This window comes from Rubritalea profundi (assembly GCF_002954445.1).
Lineage (GTDB): Bacteria > Verrucomicrobiota > Verrucomicrobiia > Verrucomicrobiales > Akkermansiaceae > Rubritalea > Rubritalea profundi.
The window spans coordinates 3,376,318-3,390,482 of sequence record NZ_MQWA01000001.1 but is presented as its reverse complement, the minus strand read 5'-3'; the positions used below and the strand labels follow the sequence as shown (position 1 = coordinate 3,390,482).

Sequence of the window (14,165 nt, the reverse complement as noted above, 5' to 3'; positions counted from 1 at the left end):
TATTTAGAGCCCTTTAAAGCCCTTATACACTGGGTAGGTTTTCGTCGGCACTGCGTGCTTTTTAGATTCAACCTGCAGCTTTCGATACTTTTTAATAAATGCTGTAGGGTCAGCCCAATTGGTTAGGTTGCTCTTCACACTGGATCGCATCATACCAATTTTGAGGTTATGGCGAATTTCAAAATGCAGATGGGCCATGTACATCCCACGGTTATTCCCCATGGTGGAGATCTGTTGGCCGCGCTTCACTTTATCTCCCACCTTGACGAGCATTTTACGGTTATGGCCGTAGAGAGAATCTACGAACTTAATTTGACTCGATTTCGGGTCTCGGTAGGCATGCCTGATGATGATCACACGCCCCCAGCCTCCACGAATGTGATAAGCAAAGGTCACAACGCCATTACCGCAGGCATAGATCGGGTCATGTAAGTCTGAATCCCCTCCGCCTTTGCCATTCCAGTCTTCGCCAAAATGCATTGGACTGCGCAAGCGCAAGCCACGGGCTTTATAGTATCCAGAAGCATTTGGTTTGCCGACTGGAAAATCAAAGCCGTCAGCGAGCACAACAGTCACGCCTGCCATGAGAGCAGAACTCATCATGCACATCACGACACAAATAGTTACTGAGTAGCGGGGTAGCATAATCTAAGTGAGTGAAAAGTACAGCATACCACTAATACCTGCTGCAAAGCAATAATAGGAAAAGTACTCCAACTTCCCTCTCTTGACTGCACCCATCACTAGGTAAATGGCTAATAACCCAACCACACCAGCGGCTATGGCTCCAGCAATATACGGGGTATTGAAGCAGGCTTCGAATGCGGAAGACAATGAGCCCGTCTCTTCCATTTTATCTTTCATCGTCAGAACAAATCCTCCAGCGATTGCAGGAATCGACATCAAAAATGAAAATTCCGCCGCTTTTTCTGCTTTCACACCGCTCACTAGACCAGCGGCGATGGTTGAGCCTGAGCGTGATATTCCAGGTAAAATAGCAAAGGCTTGGCCCACCCCCATCATCAAAGCTCCTTTGAGACCGACCGCCCCCTGCCCACCTTTAACCAGTCGTGGGATAAACAACACCAAGCCAGTGACGACCAACAATCCAGACACCAACACCGGGTTACCTGGAGCTGCATCAAAAAGATCTTTGAAGAGAAGAGCCGCGATCACAGCGGGAACTGTCGCCAGCCCAAGGTAGACAATCTTCATCCGTTCTTCAGCCATCTCCTTGGTGTAGAGCGACTGCACGAGCTGCCACAAACTCTTTCTAAAGAACAACAGCACACTCACCAAGGTTCCTAGATGGAGAATAATCTCAAAGGATAGATCAGGCTGATGCGAAGCACCCTCCACCCGAATTCCTAACAGATACTGGGTCAAGACAATGTGCCCACTCGATGAGACCGGCAAAAACTCTGCCAAGCCTTGCACTATTCCAACAACAATCGCCTTCCAAATTTCAATCTCCATATTCACTCTAGATGTAGAGGCAGCAGCCTAGTTTCTCAACGCTCACGATCAAGTGTATTGAATGAAAATTTCAGAATAACTCAGTTCCTCAGAGTCAGCCCTCAGTTTCATCACTAGCAAATAATGTGTCGATTACAAGGTAGACGGAGGCTGCTAACATGATTGCCAGAATTGTCATATGTGTCTGGTAACCTCCAAGGGACACGTTGCCACCAGTACAACCGCAGTCGATATTGAGTCCTCTAGACCAGACTGAGCCGATACCGACCAAAAATGCAAGTATCATGCCTAAGCTAACAACTAAGGCACCGCGCAACCAAAATGTGGTGAGTAGACAGACTCCTACCAACACCTCTAACGGCGGCAGAAAATAGGCCAGCCACATATCATAGGGAGCAGAATCAAATGGTGAGATCTGAAAATTTGCCACATTCTCAACAAATGCGTGGGCATCAAACAGCTTCATCCCCCCAAAAATGAGGAAAACCAATGCCAACAGCACGCGTAGAATGCTAGCAATCATCTTTACACAATCTCGCCGTCTGGGTAAACCTCGCGGAATTTTATAGCTTCCACACCGACCAGAGCGGCTGTTCCAATGAGGCTTTCCACACTGACAGTCTTCGGGACTTGAGCAGCGGGTCTGGTAAGACCGCAAAGTAAGTGGCCATAGACTTGCGCTCCGGCAACATGCTCTAGCAACTTGAAAGATATGTGAGCTGAATCCAGATTTGGAAACACCAAAACATCCGCACTCTTCTCGGCGCGTTTGTCTTTAAGTTTGACCTCAGCTGCTGCTAGATCGAGAGCCACATCAGCCTGAACCTCACCAGCGATGCTAATATCGAGTCTCTGATCACGTGCTTTTTGGCGCGCAAGAGCAGCGGCTGCCGCCACGCGTTTTGCTGAATTACTTGGCATTGATCCATGCGTAGAATGGCTCAACATAGCAACCCTTGGAGCGTGGCCCATAAAATGCTCGGCAAGCTTACCAGTTTCCACCGCAAATCCAGCAAGATCTTCCACCGTTGGTTCTGGGTTCACCCCACAGTCGGTGAGAAAAAGCATTCCTTCGCTACCAAAATGCTTCAGGTGTGGAGCAACCATTGCCACCACACTAAAAAGCTTTGGAGCATTGGGATCTTTTTTTACAAAGTTCATCAAGGAACGGTAAATCGACGCTGGGTTAGACTTATTACCTGACACCATTCCATCCGCATGACCGTATTGTACCATCATCGCAGCGAAGTTGTGAGGCCTAGCCATCATTTCGCGCCCATCCGCTACTTCTCGACCACGGTAACGCTCTATTTTTTCGAGACGTCGACAGAATAGGTCTAGGTCGCTCGAACGCTTAGGCTCCATCACATTGACCCATTTCAGAGAAATCCCCAATTGGGCAGCCATAGCGCGAATCCTATTCTTATCCCCTAACAAAATGGGTGCTATGATCTCCATTTTCACTAACTGAGCTGCTGCACGGATCACTCGCTCATCTTCACCTTCCGTGAAGACGATCCGCTTTGGGTGCCTCTTGAGAGTGGAAAACAGGTGCTTTGTCAGCTCGTTAGCCTCTGGAAATTGAATGTCAGATGTCGTCATAGAAATACTAGCGGTCGAATCGCTCACTAGAGAACTAATCCGAAGTCCAACATGCCCGCAATGCTAAAAGCATCCAAATGGATCAATAAACTGACATAAGTAATCACATTTGTGGAATAACTATCCCTGTTCTACTCTCGTTAGCTAGAGTGGCTGGGTGAATGTTTTTGTCTTTCGATGAAAAATAAGCACTTTAGCACTCGTAAAATCAGTCTACAGTAATGACCAAATGAAAAGCATCCTTCGAATAATTCCAGCTATCCTCATTCTCGCTATCGGAGTATGGGGCTGGAAACACTTTTCTACTGCGGAGGACGACAGTAAGAAAAAGAAGCCGGCTAGACTCAGTAAAACCGAGCGCACAGCGCGAGCTCTGGCAAATGCTCAGCAAACCCACGTCATCGAACTTAACTCAGAGGATTTTCTAGTCGAACTGACATCTCACGGAATTGTAAAGCCACCCGCTATCACCACACTCAACCCGCAAGTCACCGGAATCGTTGCTGAAATTTCGCCCAATTTTGAAAATGGTTCCTTTGTTGCAAAAGGTGAAATACTGGTTGAACTAGACCAAAGTGACTTCCAATCGCAGATTTCATCAGCCTCCGCAGCCCTTGCCCGAGCCGAAGCATCGCTCGCCCAAGAAAATGCCCGTGCTGCCCAAGCCCTCAGAAATTGGCGAGATATCGGCTTCGATGAAGAGCCCAATGCTCTCGTTCTAAGAAAACCTCAACTCAAAGAGGCCGAGGCTAACGTCGTAGCACAGCAAGCCTCGCTAGAACGTGCCCAACGAAATCTAGCGCGCACAAAAATTCGAGCCCCGTACGATGGACGCATCCGCTCAAGAAACATCGGTCTAGGCCAGTCAGTAGGATCAAGCACAAAGCTAGGAGAACTTTATGCAACAGCATACGCAGAGGTCAGACTTCCACTATCGACCCGTCAACTTGCTAAAATTGACATCGATGAAATTGATTTTGAGCATATCCCTGTGGTGCTGGAAGACGCGCTTCACGCCTATGACGACCGACAGTGGCCAGCTAAAATCGTCCGTATTGAGGGCGAGCTCGATCCAAACTCTCGCGAACTCTTCGTCGTTGCACGAATAGAAGACCCCTTTGGTCGCAAGAGCGAGACATCCGGCCACCCATTGCGGATGAACCAACCAGTCACCGCCACGATCCAAGCGAACACTCTCAATAATGTCGTAGCTATCTCCCGTAAAGCAATCTACGGCAAAGATGAAATCATTCTGATCAAGGACAACACGATCCATCGCCAAACGATCAACATTGTTTGGTCTACAATCGATACAGTTTTTACCGACACCGAAGGACTAGATAAAGCTCTGTTGGCTACTTCAAAGTTATCTTACGCATCTCAAGGATCACCAGTCCGCATCATTGAGCAAGTACCACACACATAGTGATGCTGCTCATTTAGCCGCTCAGAGAACTCGGCTCGAATTCTTTTTAAAGTCTCTTGGGCTAAAGCCTGTCGCTTTTCTAAACACCTCAGAGAACCGCCTAACACTAGCGAACCCACAACGTTCAGAAACCTCTCCCACTGAGCTATCTTTTTCAACGAGTAATACCCTAGCGTAGCCAACCCGCTTCGAGAGCATCATACTCCAAAGACTCATTCCAATGCTCGACTGGACCCGCAGTTCCAAGTTGCGCCTACTCAGAGGTACCTGATTCACCAATTCTGCCACATCCTTCACATTAGCCAAATGAGCATCCGCATACTCTAACACTGTGCGCACATGTGGATCCATCACCGCGTTCATCGAGGTTGACCCCCGCTCGACCACGCGAATTGGCTCTGGTGAAAAATGCCCATCGTGCCGCAGCTCGCGCTTGTTTAACATGTCAGCCAGCATTTCAGCGGCAGCATATCCCACTTTTGCAGCTGGAATCTCGATACTTGAGAGAGGCGGTCGCGACAACCGACACTCCACAAAGTCATTATCCACCCCAAGGATGGCAATCTCCCCCGGTACACTAACATTTAACTCAAGGCAGACATCCGCTAAATCTCTCGCTGGAATATCATTGGAACAAAACACTGCAGCGGGCTTCTTCAGACCACTCACCCATTGCTTCATTTTCTCACGAACCTGATGCGACTCTGCAGCACTCACAATCTGAGGAAGATAGGCAACGAAGCAAGTATCCACCACATTCCCTCCACCTAGGGCTTCTTTGTAGCCACTCAGTCGCTGTTTTGAATACTGCAGTATTCCATTTCCAACATAACCAAAATTCTTAAATCCCAAACCTAAAAAATACTCCCCAGCCATACGCCCCACTGCTTGGTGGTTCACATCTGAAAGCGCACCATTCAGTCCTAACAAGGAATCTGTAGTATTCACCAGCGGAATGTCTAGCGCGAGAACTCGACCTAATAATTCTTCATCAAAGAAATGGCCAATCACCCCATCTACCTGCCACTGAGCTAAAGCATCGATTCCTTCCAGTGAGGGATCGGCATCATAAAACACCCAGTTCTTCCTGCGCTGGCTATGCGCATAAATACCTTCAATCACATTGCGATTGAAGCCCATGCTTTTTTTCATCAATAGACCAATGCGGTAGAGATCTTTCACACCTGAGGCTTAAGCCATTTCCCCATTCTAGGGAAGAAAAATACGCATATCATCCTAAACCCTACGCAAATGAAGAAGAAATATATGTCGACATAGTGTATAAACACAGCACAACAAATAAATATCATGTCAGACTACTTCAGCCACATTCCAAAAATCCAATTCGAAGGCAAAGGCACAACCAACCCTTTCGCATTTCGCCACTACAATCCAGATGAAATCATCATGGGAAAAACCATGCGTGAGCACCTCCGTTTTGGAGCTCCATACTGGCACGTGATGCGTAACGACCTTTCCGATCCATTCGGTGCTGGCACCGCACTTATGCCATGGGACGATGGTTCAGACAGCCTTGAAAACGCCCTCAAGCGTGTACCAGTTTTCTTCGAATTTCTTAATAAAATCGATATCGATTATTATTGCTGGCACGACCGTGACATTTCTCCTGAAGGAAAAACTTTGGCAGAAACTCACTCTAACCTCGCTGCAGTATGCGATGCTCTAGAATCTGAGCAGAAAGCCCACGGTAAGAAGCTCCTCTGGGGAACATCTTGCCTATTCAGCCACCCACGCTACTCACAAGGCGCAGCCACAAGCCCAGACGCTAACGTTTACGCCTACGCTGCATCCAATGTGAAACACGCACTTGAGCAAACACACAGACTCGGTGGCGAAGGCTACACATTCTGGGGAGGTCGCGAAGGTTACGCCACTCTTCTCAACACCGACATGAAGCGCGAACTCGACCACCTCGCTGCATTTTTCCACATGGCTGTCGATCACGCTAAGAAGATTGGCTACACAGGACAATTCTACATCGAGCCAAAGCCGATGGAGCCGTCTACCCACCAATACGATTCTGACTCAGCAGCCTGCCTCAACTTCCTCCGCGAGTACAATCTCCTCGATCACTTCAAACTGAACCTCGAGACTAACCACGCCACACTAGCAGGTCACACCATGCAGCACGAAATGGATGTGGCGCTCGGTGCTAACGCTCTAGGATCTATCGATGCTAATCAAGGTGATGAACTCATTGGCTGGGACACTGACCAGTTCCCAACAGACATTTACATGGCTACTCACGTCATGGTCCGCATCCTGAAGATGGGTGGATTCACTACAGGTGGACTCAACTTCGATGCAAAACGCCGTCGCGAGTCTCACGAACTAGAAGACCTATTCCACGCACATGTTGGCGGAATGGACACCTTCGCTCGTGGTCTCAAGATCGCTGCTAAGATCGTTGAAGACGGTCGCTTTGACGAGCTCGTAGGGCAGCGCTATTCTTCATTCGACAACGGAATCGGTGCTGATGTGGAAGCTGGTAAGACAACTCTCGATAGCCTCGACGCTTTCGCTCACAGCATTCAAGCCCCAGTTGTCGCTAGCGGCCGCCAGGAAATGCTAGAGAACCTTCTTAACGACTACATCGTTTAAATAACATTATGTACCTAGGTCTAGACGCATCTACTCAGAGTCTCTCAGCTATACTGATAGACACAGCTCAAGGTGAAATTATAGCGGAGGACAGTGTCAATTTTGGCGCTGAGTTTCCAGAATATGACTCACCCAATGGCTTCATTAGTTCAGCAGAGGGAGTTGTCACAGCTTCCCCCCTGATGTGGCTAGATGCCCTAGACCTAGTTTTAAAACGACTCTGTGACAAAGGCATAGACCTGTCTAAAGTACGTGCCGTCTGCGGCGCCGGACAGCAACACGCCAGCGTCTACCTCAACTCCAGCTTTGATGGTGCGCTAGGACGGCTCGATGCCACACGCTCATTGAGCGAACAACTCGCTGCCACACTTTCACGCGCACAGTCGCCCATCTGGATGGACAGCTCGACCAGCGAGCAATGCCAGCAAATATCCGACTCCATTGGATCTAGCCAAAAAGTCAGTGAGCTTACTGGCTCCGTCGCGACGCAGCGCTTCACTGGACCACAGATCCGCAAATTCTACCAAGAATCTGCCGAAGCCTACGCGCAAACAAGCAAGATCCATCTCAACAGTTCCTTCCTAGCCTCTGTACTCGCAGGAGCTAACGCCCCAATAGATTTCGGTGACGGAGCAGGCATGAACTTGATGGATATAAGTTCCAATGAGTGGAACAGCCAAATGCTGCAGGCCACCGCCCCTGATCTCTCTAACAAACTTCCAGATCTCAAAAACGCCGGTACTTATGTCGCTAATATTTCTAGCTACTTCGTAAAGAAATATGGCTTCAGCTCCGACTGCAAGGCTCTGAGCTGGACTGGTGACAACCCCGCTAGCCTAGTAGGTATGGGCGCTGCATCAGCGGGAAAAGTGGTCATTAGTCTCGGCACCAGTGACACCCTCTTTGCCGCAATGCCAGAATCTAAGACCGACCCCAATGGATTCGGCCACGTCTTCGGCAACCCGGTAAAGGGCTACATGAGCTTGATCTGTTTCGCTAACGGCTCGCTCGCTAGAGAAACCATCAAAGAACAACACAACCTAAGCTGGGAGCAATTTGAACAAGACGCTCTCGCTAGTTCCCCACTAGGAAACCAAGGTAAGCTTGCAGCTGCCCTATTCACTCCAGAGGTCACACCGCGGCTACAAGAAGCTGGCTTCCAGACAAACCAATGGGATCCACAGAATGAACCCGTAGCAACGACTCTCAGCGCCCTGCTCGAAGGTCAGTTCAGTAACATGAAGTTGCAGTCAGAATGGATGCAACTCGACATCACTGATGTTTTGCTCACCGGCGGTGCTTCTAAGAACCAAGCTATTGCCCAAACTATTGCGGACATTTTCCAAGCTCCGGTAAAACGACTCGAAGTCTCCAGCTCCGTCGGACTTGGATCAGCCATTCTAGCAGCTCTTTCTGAAGGCGCTAACTATACGGAACTCGTCGAGTCCTTTTGCTCGCCATCACCTGCAGCGACCCTGCCACAAGACGGCAGTGAGATCTATTCTTCACACCTCCGTGATCACGCACGCTTTCTTGATTTGTTAGAAGATTCTCTCGGCTATTAGTTTGCTATCTGAAGATAGGTGCTATGCTGCGCTAATCTTCTATGACAGTCCGTGAAATAAAAAGCATCATAGCCTTAGCCATTCCCCTAGTCATCGGCCAGCTAGGCCAGATGCTGCTGGGAGTATTTGACACCATCATGGTGGGAAAAGTGGGCGTCCTCGATTTGGCCGCCCTTTCTTTTGCTAACAGCCTCTTCATTGTCCCTTTCGTCTTTGCGATAGGGATTCTCACTTGTATTTCTATCCGAACATCCACAGCCCGTGGCCAGAAGAACCAAGGCGAAGCGCGAAGTGTTTGCCGTAATGGATTTTATCTATCAATCATCATAGGAACAGTATTCTTCTTAGTCTCCCTTGCGGCCTTCCCTTTTCTCCATTCAATGGGCCAACCCGATGACGTAGCAACGAGGTCTGAAGGTTATTATCTCATCGTCATGGCCTCGCTGATCCCCATCGCGATGTCACTTTTGCTGAAAAATCACGCCGATGCTCTTGACCGACCATGGCCAGCATTTTGGATTTTCATGGGAGGGGTAGCACTCAATATCCTGCTCAATGCCGCTCTCATTTTTGGACAATGGGGATTTCCTCAAATGGGACTTGAGGGAGCTGCCATCGCCACCCTTGTAGCGCGATGGGCCATCGTAGTTGCCATGATGCTCTGGTTTCGTCTCGACCGATCTCTCCACCCATGGACTCCCAACCATTGGTTTAAAAAACCGGACTGGAGCGAAATCCGCTCACTCAATAAGCTCGGCTTGCCAGCTGGGCTGCAGACTCTAGCCGAGGTCAGTACATTTGCCGCTGCCGGATTGATTATTGGTGCCTTCGGTGCTGAAGCTCTAGCCTCACATCAAATAGCGCTGCAATCTTCAGGCATGGCGTTTATGATTCCTCTTGGTATCTCCATGGCTCTAACTGTGCGTATTGGAGAGGTTCACGGCGACCACAAGCGCCAGAGAAGCATCGTCAAGACTGGTTGGCTTCTCACTATATTGTGCTCCTTCACGACTGCCGCGATCTTCATTTTTGCGGGCGAGCTAGTGGCGTCTCTGTTCATCGACATCCCTGAGCTCATCACGCTCGCTGCATCACTTTTGTTTGTCTCTGGTATTTTTCAAATCGTAGACGGTATGCAAGTAGCATCCACAGGACTTCTACGTGGGCTACATGACACTAAAATACCTGCGAAAATGGCCATCTTATCGTATTGGGCGATTGGTATTCCAGCGGGCTATTGCTTGGCCCACTTTGGCGGCCTACAAGCAAAAGGTATGTGGTGGGGACTCGCGCTGGGACTGGGTATAGCATCCATTTTGCTCTCCACCCGCCTGTGGCGTAAAATCCGCTAGACTCCAGCTCCTCGATTTAAACAAAAAATACCCGAGCGGCGACTTAGCCACTCGGGTATTTTCCTTTAGAATTATCTTCTGAGCTTTTGGATGTCTTTATCGAGACCATTACGGCTGTACTTTTCAAGTACTAGCACTCCTTTAAGGTAAACCTTAACCACAAGGCTAACCATACTATCTACCCGCCGACCGGCAGGTGTTCCAGTACCACATCATCCACTGCTGCTGACACCAGGTCTCGTCTCTCGGATAATTGGCACCATATCGGTATAAATAGTTTCATGATAATTGCCGAAGAGCGAAGTCACATCGACACTGCCACTTGTCGAGGTGAGCACTGGAGGTCCATCAAGAGTATCTACTTTGTGGGAAGCCACATATTTGATCTCAAGCTCTTGAATAGGCTGAGATGAACGATTAGCTAAACCGATAGCAAAGTTTGTATTCACTGTGGAAGCTCTACCATTTCTCTCAGCCTTTGCTTTATTTTCTTTGATTGAAAGACCTAAACTTTTAGAAGCAATCACTAGGTCTTTGATCTCCTCGTAATACGCTAAATCGCGTTCACTAAGTTTATCGAGAGAGATTGTGAGTCTGGACTTCTTTGTCTGCACTGAAATAGTTTCTTTTCCTTGATCAAATCCGACGATGCGACCTTTGAAGGACTTCGAATAGTCTGGAGTGTAGAATTTGCGTTCGTAAATACCGTCGAACCGGTCTTTCTCAGCTAGTACTGCTGCGGGAGCATCAGATACAACCTTCGGTCTATACTCCTGAGAAACATTGTATCTATCCCCTTTGTTTGTGCCAGTGAGGTAGACATAGTAGGAATCTTGCTTCCAGCGGTAGGTCATAGACTTACCTCCATCTTTAGATTGAAAAGCATCCTCGGTGTGATCCACCTTGAGGTTCGCATCGAAAACCGCAACCCATTCTTCGAGTGTGTCAGAAAATTCTGGTTTTTATTTAGTCGTATCGACTAGCACATTCAAAGAACGCAAAAATCCATCCCTAGAAACCATGTCGAATCCATCAACATCTCGGTTCCATAAGCGGATATCTGTATTCTTCAGAACTGCTTTGTCTGCTGAGGCACCCCACTCGTATGTAGAGAACTCATCAGCAGCAGCTTTCGCAGACTTGGCCCAATAGCCTTCATCTGTGCATAGCCTATCGATATTCGTCTGGGCCAGCAACGAGGTTGCTAAGGCTCCATACGCCATCATAGTTTTATAGACTGCATTCATTGGAATTGAATAGGTGTGTTTTTAAGCTCAAGCTCTCACATAAAAATCGAAAAAGCGCAAACTTATGAGTTATAAAGTGTAGCATTAGAGCTCAGGTCAACAGGAAAGAACTGGCGCATACTCTAGACCATGATTGGTGTCAAATTTGTCACCACCATAGCTCTTGACCATTCTTTAATATTTCTATATTAGTCGATATATGGATATAAAGCAAGCAGTCACCCGATTGAGCGCTCTTTCTCAGGAGTCACGCCTCAGCATCTTTCGACTCTTAGTTCGCTGTGGAGACAAGGGCTTGAGTGCGGGCGAAATAGCAGAACACACAGGCATTCAGTCCAACACCCTCTCTTTCCATCTCAAAGAACTCACCACTGCAGAGCTCATTCAATCCGAGCGTCAGGGCAGAAACATAATCTACAGCCTGAAAATCGACGGCATGCGGGAGCTGATCCATTTCCTCACCGAGGATTGCTGTCAAGGCCGACCAGAACTTTGCAAACCTTCCAGCGACTGCTGCTAAAATTTAAATCAAACTCACTATGAAAATTGGAATCAATGGCTTCGGCCGCATAGGAAGGCTCGGTTTCCGCGCTGGATTAGACCACACAGAATACACCATCGTCCAGATCAACGAGCTCGGCGGGATAGCTGAAACTGCCGCACACTTGCTGGAGTTCGACACAGTCCACGGCCGCTGGGATCGCAACATCACACATGACGAGAGTTCTATATCAGTCGAAGGACAAAAAATCACAGTCACTCACAACAAAAGGATCGAGGACACAGATTGGTCAAGCTGTGACATCGTGATCGAAGCCACTGGAGTCTATAAAACAGTGGCTCAGCTAGAAGCATACTTTGCTCAAGGAGTCAAAAAGGTCGTGGTCGCAGCCCCAGTCAAAGACGACGAAGCCCTCAACATAGTGATCGGTTGCAACGATGAGCTCTATGACCCACTCGTTCATCGCATTGTCACAGCGGCCTCCTGCACGACCAACTGCATCGCCCCAGCTATCAAGGTGGTGCATGAAAAAATCGGCATCGAACGCGGCACCATCACCACCCTCCACAATCTCACCAACACCCAAGTCATTGTCGACGCTCCGCACAGCGACCTTCGAAGAGCTAGATCTTCCGTAAATTCAATGATCCCAACCACCACGGGATCCGCCACCGCCATCACTATGATCTACCCTGAGCTAAAGGGTAAACTCAATGGTCACGCCGTGCGCATTCCCCTGCTCAATGCATCGCTCACGGACTGTGTGTTCGAGCTCAAACGTGAGGTCACTGCAGAAGAAGTTAATTCTCTACTTAAAGAAGCGGCGGAAGGTGAACTCAAAGGAATTTTAGGCTACGAAGAAAAGCCTTTAGTCTCCGCAGACTACACCGACGACACACGCTCAGGAATCATCGATGCCCCATCGACTATGGTTGTCGATGGAACAATGCTCAAACTCTTCGTCTGGTATGACAATGAAGTAGGGTACGCAAACCGCTTGATGGACCTCGTCCAGCAGGTTGCGAAATCCATTTCCTAGTACCTCTCGCTACGATTAGTTCTCTAGCTATGCCAACAAGCAACTCCATGAGTAAATCTACCTATGCCATAGTCACTTTGGCTTACTGGGCGTTTATGCTTACTGATGGAGCCTTGCGCATGATCGTGCTACTGCACTTTCACGAGCTGGGCTACTCACCGGTCCAGCTATCCTTTCTCTTCCTTCTGTACGAATGCGCTGGGATTGCCACTAATCTGATTGGGGGGTGGATCGGCTCACGTTATGGTCTTAGGCTCACACTCTTTATTGGGCTGACTCTTCAAATCATCGCTCTCAGTGCGCTTACCCTCGTGGATTCCACCTGGACTCCCTATCTGGTAGTTGGTTTCGTCATGGCTATACAGGCATTGGCCGGCGTCGCAAAAGACCTCACAAAAATGAGTTCCAAGAGCGCCGTAAAACTCGTCATCAAAGAGGACTCTAACAATGAAGGAAAACTCTTCAAATGGGTGGCAGTTCTCACGGGGTCAAAGAATGCTCTCAAAGGAGTAGGTTTCTTCCTCGGCAGCCTCTTGCTCTCCACTCTAGGATTTGACCAAGCACTCTACTCGCTTGCGGCATTGCTGCTGTTAGTACTCACTATTAGCCTTATTTGGATCAAAGAAAGTTTCGGTAAATCGAATATAAAAACCAAGTTCACCCAGCTCTTTTCCAAGAGCTCAGCCATCAACCGACTGTCGTTTGCCCGAGCCTTCTTATTTGCCTCTAGAGACGTCTGGTTCGTCGTTGGCCTGCCGATATTTCTTCACGACTCACTGGGGTGGGATTTTTGGGAGGTCGGAGGCTTCATGGCTATATGGGTGATTGGCTATGGCATCGTTCAAGCCTTTGCACCTAAAATTACGGGTAGCAAGAAAGCCCCTCATCGAGGTCCAACACTCGCTCACTGTGTAAAGTCCGCGCAAGTTTGGATTTTCATACTCAGCATCACTTGCGCAGCCATCGCTCTAGCTGTCACTTTTGACTACCACCTCTACCTCACATTGTTAGGTGGCTTAGGAGTTTTCGGCTTTGTGTTCGCTATCAATTCCTCACTTCACTCGTACCTCATTCTAGCCTACACCGACACTGACAACGTTTCTCTCAATGTTGGGTTTTACTACATGGCAAATGCCTGTGGTCGCTTGTTAGGAACCTTACTGTCAGGGACAGTCTACCTTCTAGCCGGCCTTCCCGCATGCCTATGGACCGCTGCAGCTCTCACTCTGATCGCAGCGATCAGCTCGCTCAAACTCCCACGATCACTAGAATCCTAGTCTGCACCTTCCATATTTGGAGTCGCCAAGGTCCCTTCTGCCACCTATGCATGGAAC

The 14,165-nt window shown here is 48.7% G+C and carries 14 protein-coding genes; 7 read left to right on the top strand and 7 right to left on the bottom strand.

Going from position 1 to position 14,165, the window contains the following annotated elements; all coding sequences use genetic code 11:
• Positions 1-3: 3 nt before the first annotated feature.
• From BSZ32_RS14885 to BSZ32_RS14870, 4 genes are all read right to left on the bottom strand, one after another.
• Entirely contained in the window at positions 4-645 is a 642-nt protein-coding gene (locus BSZ32_RS14885; RefSeq protein ID WP_105044148.1) for a M23 family metallopeptidase, read from the bottom strand.
• A gap of 3 nt (positions 646-648) precedes the next feature.
• Positions 649-1,476 carry an undecaprenyl-diphosphate phosphatase gene (locus tag BSZ32_RS14880; RefSeq protein WP_240610652.1) on the bottom strand — a complete coding sequence of 276 codons (828 nt, stop codon included), beginning with the start codon at positions 1,474-1,476 and terminating at the stop codon, positions 649-651.
• A gap of 94 nt (positions 1,477-1,570) precedes the next feature.
• Positions 1,571-1,999 carry a DoxX family protein gene (locus BSZ32_RS14875; protein WP_105044147.1) on the bottom strand — a complete coding sequence of 143 codons (429 nt, stop codon included), beginning with the start codon at positions 1,997-1,999 and terminating at the stop codon, positions 1,571-1,573.
• A 2-nt stretch (positions 2,000-2,001) separates the two neighbouring features.
• Positions 2,002-3,078, bottom strand: a complete 1,077-nt coding sequence (locus tag BSZ32_RS14870; protein ID WP_105044868.1) for a phosphate acyltransferase — start codon at positions 3,076-3,078, stop codon at positions 2,002-2,004.
• 229 nt (positions 3,079-3,307) lie between these two features.
• Here BSZ32_RS14870 and BSZ32_RS14865 point away from each other — a divergent pair, with 229 nt between their 5' ends.
• Positions 3,308-4,504, top strand: coding sequence for an efflux RND transporter periplasmic adaptor subunit (locus BSZ32_RS14865; RefSeq protein ID WP_105044146.1), 1,197 nt, complete (start codon positions 3,308-3,310; stop codon positions 4,502-4,504).
• Positions 4,505-4,525: 21 nt separating this feature from the next.
• On the opposite strand, the gene BSZ32_RS14860 is transcribed toward BSZ32_RS14865, so the two are convergent.
• On the bottom strand, positions 4,526-5,686 hold the full coding sequence (locus BSZ32_RS14860) for an AraC family transcriptional regulator (RefSeq protein ID WP_105044145.1): 1,161 nt from the start codon (positions 5,684-5,686) through the stop codon (positions 4,526-4,528).
• A gap of 126 nt (positions 5,687-5,812) precedes the next feature.
• Here BSZ32_RS14860 and xylA point away from each other — a divergent pair, with 126 nt between their 5' ends.
• Genes xylA through BSZ32_RS14845 form a run of 3 tightly spaced genes read left to right on the top strand, consistent with a single transcriptional unit; the run spans position 5,813 to position 10,043 of the window.
• Positions 5,813-7,126: a xylose isomerase gene (gene xylA, locus BSZ32_RS14855; protein ID WP_105044144.1), complete on the top strand. Its 1,314-nt coding sequence runs from the start codon at positions 5,813-5,815 to the stop codon at positions 7,124-7,126.
• Positions 7,127-7,134: 8 nt separating this feature from the next.
• On the top strand, positions 7,135-8,691 hold the full coding sequence (locus BSZ32_RS14850; protein ID WP_105044143.1) for a xylulokinase: 1,557 nt from the start codon (positions 7,135-7,137) through the stop codon (positions 8,689-8,691).
• A 41-nt stretch (positions 8,692-8,732) separates the two neighbouring features.
• Complete coding sequence (locus BSZ32_RS14845) at positions 8,733-10,043, top strand: MATE family efflux transporter (RefSeq protein ID WP_105044142.1); 1,311 nt, start codon at positions 8,733-8,735, stop codon at positions 10,041-10,043.
• Positions 10,044-10,255: 212 nt separating this feature from the next.
• Here BSZ32_RS14845 and BSZ32_RS14840 read toward each other — a convergent pair whose 3' ends face one another.
• Positions 10,256-10,897 carry a hypothetical protein gene (locus BSZ32_RS14840; protein WP_206018872.1) on the bottom strand — a complete coding sequence of 214 codons (642 nt, stop codon included), beginning with the start codon at positions 10,895-10,897 and terminating at the stop codon, positions 10,256-10,258.
• A gap of 108 nt (positions 10,898-11,005) precedes the next feature.
• Positions 11,006-11,269 carry a hypothetical protein gene (locus tag BSZ32_RS14835; RefSeq protein WP_165788878.1) on the bottom strand — a complete coding sequence of 88 codons (264 nt, stop codon included), beginning with the start codon at positions 11,267-11,269 and terminating at the stop codon, positions 11,006-11,008.
• Positions 11,270-11,489: 220 nt separating this feature from the next.
• On the opposite strand from BSZ32_RS14835, the gene BSZ32_RS14830 reads away from it, so the two are divergent.
• The 3 genes from BSZ32_RS14830 to arsJ are packed head-to-tail and all read left to right on the top strand — an operon-like array spanning position 11,490 to position 14,108.
• Complete coding sequence (locus BSZ32_RS14830; protein WP_105044139.1) at positions 11,490-11,810, top strand: ArsR/SmtB family transcription factor; 321 nt, start codon at positions 11,490-11,492, stop codon at positions 11,808-11,810.
• Between the two features lie 19 nt (positions 11,811-11,829).
• Positions 11,830-12,831, top strand: coding sequence for an ArsJ-associated glyceraldehyde-3-phosphate dehydrogenase (locus tag BSZ32_RS14825; RefSeq protein ID WP_105044138.1), 1,002 nt, complete (start codon positions 11,830-11,832; stop codon positions 12,829-12,831).
• A gap of 47 nt (positions 12,832-12,878) precedes the next feature.
• The gene (gene arsJ, locus BSZ32_RS14820; RefSeq protein WP_105044137.1) at positions 12,879-14,108 is read left to right on the top strand and encodes an organoarsenical effux MFS transporter ArsJ; all 1,230 of its coding nucleotides are present in this window, start codon (positions 12,879-12,881) and stop codon (positions 14,106-14,108) included.
• The last annotated feature ends 57 nt before the right edge of the window (positions 14,109-14,165 follow it).

What these genes read in the sequence shown, in the direction of transcription:
- BSZ32_RS14880 (WP_240610652.1), bottom strand. Translation starts at nt 1,476, where the DNA reads ATGGAGATTGAAATTTGGAAGGCGATTGTTGTTGGAATAGTGCAAGGC.
- BSZ32_RS14870 (WP_105044868.1), bottom strand. Translation starts at nt 3,078, where the DNA reads ATGACGACATCTGACATTCAATTTCCAGAGGCTAACGAGCTGACAAAG.
- BSZ32_RS14830 (WP_105044139.1), top strand. Translation starts at nt 11,490, where the DNA reads ATGGATATAAAGCAAGCAGTCACCCGATTGAGCGCTCTTTCTCAGGAG.
- BSZ32_RS14875 (WP_105044147.1), bottom strand. Translation starts at nt 1,999, where the DNA reads ATGATTGCTAGCATTCTACGCGTGCTGTTGGCATTGGTTTTCCTCATT.
- BSZ32_RS14835 (WP_165788878.1), bottom strand. Translation starts at nt 11,269, where the DNA reads ATGATGGCGTATGGAGCCTTAGCAACCTCGTTGCTGGCCCAGACGAAT.
- xylA (WP_105044144.1), top strand. Translation starts at nt 5,813, where the DNA reads ATGTCAGACTACTTCAGCCACATTCCAAAAATCCAATTCGAAGGCAAA.
- BSZ32_RS14825 (WP_105044138.1), top strand. Translation starts at nt 11,830, where the DNA reads ATGAAAATTGGAATCAATGGCTTCGGCCGCATAGGAAGGCTCGGTTTC.
- BSZ32_RS14885 (WP_105044148.1), bottom strand. Translation starts at nt 645, where the DNA reads ATGCTACCCCGCTACTCAGTAACTATTTGTGTCGTGATGTGCATGATG.
- BSZ32_RS14865 (WP_105044146.1), top strand. Translation starts at nt 3,308, where the DNA reads ATGAAAAGCATCCTTCGAATAATTCCAGCTATCCTCATTCTCGCTATC.
- arsJ (WP_105044137.1), top strand. Translation starts at nt 12,879, where the DNA reads ATGAGTAAATCTACCTATGCCATAGTCACTTTGGCTTACTGGGCGTTT.
- BSZ32_RS14850 (WP_105044143.1), top strand. Translation starts at nt 7,135, where the DNA reads ATGTACCTAGGTCTAGACGCATCTACTCAGAGTCTCTCAGCTATACTG.
- BSZ32_RS14845 (WP_105044142.1), top strand. Translation starts at nt 8,733, where the DNA reads ATGACAGTCCGTGAAATAAAAAGCATCATAGCCTTAGCCATTCCCCTA.
- BSZ32_RS14840 (WP_206018872.1), bottom strand. Translation starts at nt 10,897, where the DNA reads ATGACCTACCGCTGGAAGCAAGATTCCTACTATGTCTACCTCACTGGC.